The sequence below is a fragment of the Ornithinimicrobium pekingense DSM 21552 genome (assembly GCF_000421185.1).
GTDB lineage: Bacteria > Actinomycetota > Actinomycetes > Actinomycetales > Dermatophilaceae > Ornithinicoccus > Ornithinicoccus pekingensis.
On sequence record NZ_ATWJ01000011.1, the window covers coordinates 337,607 to 344,494 of the forward strand.

Sequence of the window (6,888 nt, forward strand, 5' to 3'; positions counted from 1 at the left end):
CAGGGCGAGCTCCCGAACCGCTGCCACCCAGCCACCACAGATGAACACCACGGCAGGTGCTCCCATGCTTGTGCGTGATCCGGTGCCTACCCGCGATCAGGACCCCGCGGGGCGGGGCCTGCCACGGCCACCAATTCCCTGAACCGGGCCAACCTCAGCCGGGAGAGCCGACCCCGGGCCTGTCGATCTCTTTCACGAGCCTCAACGCTCAGCCGAAAAGCGGCACGACCCAGGGCCTTCTCCCACGACCACCGTAGCGACCACCACCTGCAACCAGGAGGCCCTCCAAGTCATACAAGCCACCTAACGGCTCAGGTACCCGAGGACCCGAGAACCAGCTGTACGTACTCCTCAGCGCCGGGCAATGCATCGAACTCCGAGCGAAGGATCCCAACCTGCTGGAGATCAACGTAACCACCCCGACGCCACACGTGCTGACGCGAGATGCCCTCCACGCTCCATCCGCACTTATCCACATACGCCCGAGTCGAGGCCGCGTTGTCGACCAGAATCGAACTGTAGAGCCTGTTGAGCCCTACGTCGTAGAACGCGAAAGCCATGAGCGTCTTGATGGCATCCGTGCCGAGCCCGCGGCCTCGCACTTCTTCGAGCCCACCAAGTTTCAATGCGGTCAGCGCATGCCGGCTCTGCATGTCGACGTCCCAAAGCCCGGTGACACCAATGACACGGTCAGCCGTGTCCACCACAACCCAGCGATGGGTGCTACCCCCCTGCGACCTCTCGTGCCAGCGCTCCAGCTCCGCCAAGGAGTTTGGCCACCCCCATCCCACGACATTTCTGCGCACCTGTGGGTCCTCGTTGATCGCCTTCACGTACGGGAGGTCGTTACGTTCCATCGTGCGGAACCGGACCAGCTTCCCCTGGATCATTTGCTGCTTCCTTCGCGCTCGAACTCGTGGACGGTCTCGAGTACCCGTTGCATGTCTGTCTCGTCGTATCTGTGATCGATAGGGATCGACAGGACGTCTCCGATCCACCTCCCCAGTCGCGGATAGCCGGCAGGGGGAGCAACCCAGTGAACCGGGGGGTAGATCCCGCGCCCGATCAGGTACCTGCGAAGTTCGGCCACACGCGATCCTCTCACGACGCAATAGGCCGGGACGGGGGCCGCCGCAGTCGTCACGGTGAACTGTTCAGACGACCACCCGGCCACCAGCACCGCGTGGTTGGAGCTCCGCCGCGCCGCAATCGCCCCGTAGTCCAGGTGTTTCACGAGTTCCTCGGAGCGCAGGGCCATGCGAGTCCAGCTCGAGAGGGCATCAAGTTGAGACTCAGCCGCCGAAAAGAGGGCCCGGTAGTCCCGCGACCCGCCATCGGCCAAGTACCCTCGTTTGGCCTCCATCGCGTCCAGTCTTAGGGGTCCGGATACGCTGGGCGTACGCGTTGCGGAGGGGACGGGACCAGTCAAGAAGGCCCCGTCCGGCAAGGGCAGGAGTTTGCGCAAACTCGCCAGTCGATAGGTGGCAAAGTCGGGACCGGGCGTCCATACCCGGTGCGTTTCATCGGACACGATGTGTGCGCCCTGCACGGCCGCATCCGTTAGGACCGCCGTCCAAGACGCGCTCTCTGGCACGCCGAAGTAGGAGGTGCTGAAGATGAGCGTCTGCTGCAGCGGGAGGGAAGAGTGGACAGCGTGCGGATCCAGTGTCCAGTCATCCAGCATCCCGACTAACTGGATGTCCCACCCGTCCCGCAGGAACGGAGCGAGCATCGATTCGCAGTAATGAGCGGGGAACAAGACCGTAGAGAGTCCGTTCCCTCGTAGTTCGCGCGACAGGGCGCCGATCGCTTGGCGCCCCGACTCGAAGTACTGGACCTGCTCCCCTGCACGTTCCCAGGGTGGGCGCGCATCGGCGGAACCTCGTATCCACTTGCTGTCCACGGTCTCGAAGTCCGAGCCGATTTCTCTCATGGAGCGAGCCCACCTGGGGAAGACGCACCGAGGTCGTCGACGTCCTCTGCCGTCTGGCCGGTCTGCACGCCGGCCCCGAAGAGGACTGCGGGCACGGTCCGAAGCGTTATGGCCGCATCACGCCAAAAGGACAGCTTCGCGATGTACTCGAGGTCCGACTCGATTCGGACGCTCCATGTGGCCCCGTTGCGATACCTGACCTGCGCCAGGCCGGTCAAACCCGGACGCACAGCAAGACGGCCACGCTGCCTCTGTGAATACCTGTCGACTTGGTCTCGCAGCGCCGGCCGCGGCCCCACGATGCTCATGTCACCCTTCAGGATGTTGAAGAGTTGCGGGATCTCGTCCAAGCTCGTCTTCCGCAGGACCTTGCCCATGGGAGTTACCATGGCGGGCGTCGGATACCCACCTGAACGCTCATGAGTCCCCACCTGCATCGTCCTGAACTTCATCAGGCTGAAGGGCTGGCCGTCTCGCCCGATACGTTCCTGTACGAAGTACACGGGCGGCCCGCTGGACACTCGGACCGCGGCTGCGCATAGGGCGTGCACGGGAGCCGTAAGGATCAGAAGTCCGGACGCAGCAAGGACGTCGATCGTTCTCTTTCCCACCGTGGAGTAGAAGGTCACAGCGTGCTCCTGTACCTAGGGAACGTGCCTGCCATGGCGGAGAGATCGCGTGCGGGCACACCCAATTCAGAGGCGCGAACATCTGTCGCCCACTGATAGGCCCTTTCATCGAGGACAACGCCATAGGCTGAGAAGCGCAGTTCATCCCCGCCGAACGATGCCTTGAACTTGTGCAAGGAGTCGCCGGGCGCGAGCCCGCCGCCAAGGTGAAAGCTGCGGACGCCCGAGTCACCCGCCCACTGGATCGCGGCCCAGAGAAGCGCATTGGTCGCCCCGTTGCGCCCAGCCGCGATGTCAGAACCTGAGAGGTGGTAGTGCAACTGGTCGCCGTGCAGCATGAGCAACGACGAGGCCACTACCGCACCACCTACGCTGTCCGAGACCTCAGCGATGAGGAGGTCCGTGCCCAGGCCGCCCAGGAGTATCTCGTAGTACTCGTCAGGAAAGACGTACCGGTCGGAAGCAGACCGACGCTGCATCCCCTGCTCATACAACACGCGAAAGGGACTTCCAGACGCAAGGTCTCGCCATTCTGCATACCGTACGCGGGCCGACATGCCCATTCTCTGCGACTTCCGGATGCTCGTGCGCGAACGCCCCTGCATCCGGTCCCAGGCCACAGCGATGTCCGTTATGTCGATCTGGAACGTGGGATGGTCCCGAACCACGATCTCCCCACCCGGTCCTTCCCAGCCGCTGGCGACCAGCGGCGACTGCCGGACGAACACGCTTATGCAGCCGAGGTCCAACAATGCCGAGCGCGCCTCGTCCCACGCCGCTCGAGCTTGACTAGTAGATAACTCCGGATCTGCATAGATGCCTGCGTATCCATATGGGCTCACCGCATCGGTGGCGATGGGGGACTCCCGGATGTGCACCGGCATCAGCCAGCGACCCTCGAACGCCTCGAACATCAACCATCGGCCGGATCCCGCAGCCTCCTCTGCGGCGCCGTACTCGGCCCGGAAATACACGTCAGGAGCGGCATAACCCGACTCCCGGAACGCCTCGACGTCATGCGTATGAAGCACCACACCCCCGATATAAGTACTGACGAAGCCGTGCCAGCAACCGCGACGCCAGGTCAGCGCGCAGCAGGCTGGCGGGGCCTTGGATAGAACTCACATACTAACTAGGCGCCCGCTCCGGTTCCCCCGGTCGCGATGTCCGCCCACTCCCGCAGCCAGGTCTCCCGCTCCTCCTCGATCTGGCGGGGCGGCACCACGATCGGGTCCTCGGCCAGCGGGGCAAACTGCGCCCACAGCTCGGGCAGCGCCACCTCGTCGCTGACGGGGTACATGTACATGTTGTCCGGGATCGAGGCCTGCACCTCCGGGCTCACCAGCCAGTCGACGACCGCCTGCGCACCCTCGGGGTTGGCAGCGCCCTCGAGCACGCCGGCGTATTCCACCTGGCGGAAACACGTGTCGAGCAGCGCGCTCGTCGTGGGCTGCCAGCCACCCTCGGGGATGGTGAAGGGCGGGCTGGAGGCGTAGGACAGCACGATCGGCCGGTCGCCGTCGCCGCCGCCGGCGGTGAAGTCGACGCTGTAGGCGTCGGTCCAGCCGCTGGTGACCTTGGCGCCGTTGGCCATAAGGTCCTCCCAGTAGGGCTGCCACTCGCCGGGCCCGAACGCGCCGATCGTGGCGAGCAGGAAGGACATGCCCGGGCTCGAGGTGGTCGCCCCGGGGGTGACGAAGAGGTCCTCGTACTCCGGCTTGGTCAGGTCGAGCAGGGTCTGCGGCGGCTCGACGCCGTTGTTGGCGAACCAGACGTTGTCGATGTTGACGCACACGTCCCCGTAGTCGACGGGGGTCAGGTATGCCGCCTCGCCCTCGGCGAGGGCGTGCTCCTCGGCGGACTCCGGAAGCCCGGCGGGGGTGTATGCGGCCAGCACCTCCTCGCCGACCGCGCGGCTGGCGAACGTGGTGTCGATGCCGAAGACGGCATCGGCGACCGGACGACCGGCGGTGAGGACGAGCTGATTGGTGAGCTCGCCGGCGTCGCCGGACAGCTGGATCTCAAGGTCGTAGCCAGTCTGGGTCTCGAACTGGGCGACGAGCTCCTCCGGCACGTTGAAGGAGTCGTGCGTCACCAGGACGACGCGGCCAGGGTCGCTCGGCGGCGCGGCCACCTCGCTGGACTGCTCGCTGTCGTCCGTGCCGGTGCTCGTCTCGTCGTCGTCCGCGGCACCTCCCTGCGCCCCCTCGGCCGATGTGGGCGGCGGCGTCTCGTCGCCTCCTCCGCCGCCGAACGAGCAGGCGCCCACCGGCAGGGCGAGAGCAGTGGCCAGTGCGAGAGCACGGGTACGGGTACGGACCATGTCGTCTCCTTGTCGACTTCCTTCGCCGGTGCTAACCGGTGCAGGTTCAAGGGTCTGCGGCAGCTGCCGCACTCTCAGCGCCTCGGCGCTCCCCTGTCGTTTCCGCTCTCACGCTAACACTCGCTGTGGCAGGATCCACACCATGGCTAATCTCGTCCCGAAGCTCGTCACCGCCGCCGCGGCCATCCTGGCCAGCATCGTCGCCCGCAAGACCACGGACGGCACCTGGAAGTTCGTCACCGGCAGCGACTCCCCGGAGAACCCGGAGGACCCCGACATCGACCTCAAGGAGGCCATCGCCTTCGCGGTGCTCTCCGGCGCGGTCGTCGGGCTGGCTCGAATGTTGGCGAACCGGCAAGCCACGCGGCTGGTGGCCAAGGGGCAGGGGAAGCACCCCCAGCAGGTCGGCAACACTGCAAACGCCTGAGATTTTGCTGTACCGGACGGTTGAGCAATAATCGACCGGTCCCGCAACACCGTGCCAAGCTAAGGGGAATTTGGCATGCCCGAAACCGTTCCGTCCACGCCGCCCGCGTCCAAGAGCGTCGCCGAGCGACGATCTCCGCGGCGAGAGATGGCGGTCCGGTCGATGTGGATCCTCGCCGACGGTGCCTGCTGGGCTGTCGCTGTCCTCCTCGCGATGTGGGCCCGGCTGAGCCTCGATCCAACCGTCTTCACCGAGGCCTCGCCATACGTCAGTGCCGTCCTCGCTGCAACCCTCCACGGAGTTTTGGGTGTCCTCACGGGTCCCTACGTGGTGCGTCATATGCGGGGAAGCTTTGACGAGGTCACCGCCGTGGTCAAGACCGCTGTCGCCGCGGGCCTAGTTCTCATCGCTCTTGCCTTCGTGACCACCCAGGACTTCTTCCTGCCCCGGTCAGTCGCCCTTCTAGCGCCAGCAGTCGCCATCGTCATGATGCTCGCCTTGCGGTTCATCGTGCGGACCTACCGGTCTCACCGAGTGGCGCGGAATCCTGATGGTGAGCCGGTGGTGGTGCTGGGTGCGGGGCTGGCGGGTCGTCGGTTGGTGCACAACATGCTGCACGACGACCAGGCGAAGTTCACCCCGGTGGCGCTGCTGGATGATGACCGATCCAAGCGGCGGCTGAAGATCGAGGGCATCCGGGTGATGGGCACCCGCACCGACCTCGCCTCCGTGGCCGAGCGGTTGGAGGCCAAGCACGTCGCCGTCGCGATCCCCCGCGCCACCCCGGAGCTGTTGCGCGAGATCCAGGAGCAGGCCCGCGAGGCCGGTCTGACGGTCAAGGTGCTGCCCCCGATCGAGGAGTGGATGCGCGCCACCGACCCGGCCTCGACCGACCTGCGCGACCTTAACCTCGAAGACCTGCTCGGTCGCCAGGCCGTCCAGCTGGACCAGCAGGCCATCAGCGAGCACATCACCGGCAAGGTCGTCCTGGTCACCGGAGCCGGTGGCTCCATCGGCTCAGAGCTGTGCCGCCAGATCACCGCCTTCGGCCCCGCCCGCCTGATCATGCTCGACCGCGACGAGTCAGCCCTGCACTCGGTCCAGATGTCCCTCTCTGGCCGGGCGCTGCTGCACGGTGAGGACCTGCTGCTGGCCAACATCCGTGACGCCGACACCCTGGCCGAGCACTTCGCCGAGCTCAAGCCCGACGTCGTCTTCCACGCCGCCGCGCTCAAGCACCTGTCCTTGTTGGAGCGCTACCCCGCCGAGGCGTGGAAGACCAACGTGCTGGGCACCCTCAACGTCCTGGCCGCAGCCGCCGAGGCCGGGGTGGGCACCTTCGTCAACATCTCCACCGACAAGGCCGCCGCGCCCACCTCCGTCCTGGGCTACTCCAAGCGCGTCGCCGAACGCCTCACCGCGCACTACGCCCGCACCCAGCCCGGCCGGTACGTCTCCGTCCGCTTCGGCAACGTCCTGGGCTCGCGCGGTTCGGTCATCCCCGCGTTCACCGAGCAGATCCGCCGCGGCGGGCCTGTCACCGTCACCCACCCCGACGTCGAGCGCTACTTCATGC

General features: G+C 66.1%; 7 protein-coding genes and 1 riboswitch. Of the genes, 2 read left to right on the plus strand and 5 right to left on the minus strand.

Features of this window, described 5'->3' with window-relative positions:
- Positions 1 to 311 precede the first annotated feature (311 nt).
- The 5 genes from K330_RS0112915 to K330_RS0112935 all read right to left on the minus strand — a co-directional run bounded on the left by K330_RS0112915 (position 312) and on the right by K330_RS0112935 (position 4,885).
- On the minus strand, positions 312 to 890 hold the full coding sequence (locus K330_RS0112915; RefSeq protein ID WP_022922234.1) for a GNAT family N-acetyltransferase: 579 nt from the start codon (positions 888 to 890) through the stop codon (positions 312 to 314).
- On the minus strand, positions 887 to 1,933 hold the full coding sequence (locus K330_RS0112920) for a hypothetical protein (protein ID WP_022922235.1): 1,047 nt from the start codon (positions 1,931 to 1,933) through the stop codon (positions 887 to 889). The genes K330_RS0112915 and K330_RS0112920 overlap by 4 nt, the downstream gene beginning before the upstream one ends.
- Positions 1,930 to 2,562, minus strand: coding sequence for a sugar transferase (locus K330_RS21160; protein ID WP_022922236.1), 633 nt, complete (start codon positions 2,560 to 2,562; stop codon positions 1,930 to 1,932). Before K330_RS21160 ends, K330_RS0112920 begins: the two co-directional genes overlap by 4 nt.
- A complete protein-coding gene (locus K330_RS0112930) occupies positions 2,559 to 3,596 on the minus strand; it encodes a GNAT family N-acetyltransferase (RefSeq protein WP_156875802.1) in 1,038 nt (345 codons plus the stop codon). The genes K330_RS21160 and K330_RS0112930 overlap by 4 nt, the downstream gene beginning before the upstream one ends.
- Before the next feature lie 98 nt (positions 3,597 to 3,694).
- The gene (locus K330_RS0112935; protein WP_022922238.1) at positions 3,695 to 4,885 is read right to left on the minus strand and encodes a thiamine ABC transporter substrate-binding protein; all 1,191 of its coding nucleotides are present in this window, start codon (positions 4,883 to 4,885) and stop codon (positions 3,695 to 3,697) included.
- A riboswitch (TPP riboswitch) is annotated at positions 4,886 to 4,990 on the minus strand. It abuts the gene before it with no gap.
- Positions 4,991 to 5,027: 37 nt separating this feature from the next.
- On the opposite strand from K330_RS0112935, the gene K330_RS0112940 reads away from it, so the two are divergent.
- Both K330_RS0112940 and K330_RS21165 read left to right on the plus strand, forming a co-directional pair.
- Entirely contained in the window at positions 5,028 to 5,312 is a 285-nt protein-coding gene (locus tag K330_RS0112940) for a DUF4235 domain-containing protein (protein ID WP_022922239.1), read from the plus strand.
- Positions 5,313 to 5,681: 369 nt separating this feature from the next.
- Positions 5,682 to 6,888: SDR family NAD(P)-dependent oxidoreductase (locus K330_RS21165; protein WP_237740635.1), on the plus strand; the 1,207-nt coding region annotated here is incomplete at its 3' end.

What these genes read in the sequence shown, in the direction of transcription:
- K330_RS0112915 (WP_022922234.1), bottom strand. Translation starts at nt 890, where the DNA reads ATGATCCAGGGGAAGCTGGTCCGGTTCCGCACGATGGAACGTAACGAC.
- K330_RS0112920 (WP_022922235.1), bottom strand. Translation starts at nt 1,933, where the DNA reads ATGAGAGAAATCGGCTCGGACTTCGAGACCGTGGACAGCAAGTGGATA.
- K330_RS0112935 (WP_022922238.1), bottom strand. Translation starts at nt 4,885, where the DNA reads ATGGTCCGTACCCGTACCCGTGCTCTCGCACTGGCCACTGCTCTCGCC.
- K330_RS0112940 (WP_022922239.1), top strand. Translation starts at nt 5,028, where the DNA reads ATGGCTAATCTCGTCCCGAAGCTCGTCACCGCCGCCGCGGCCATCCTG.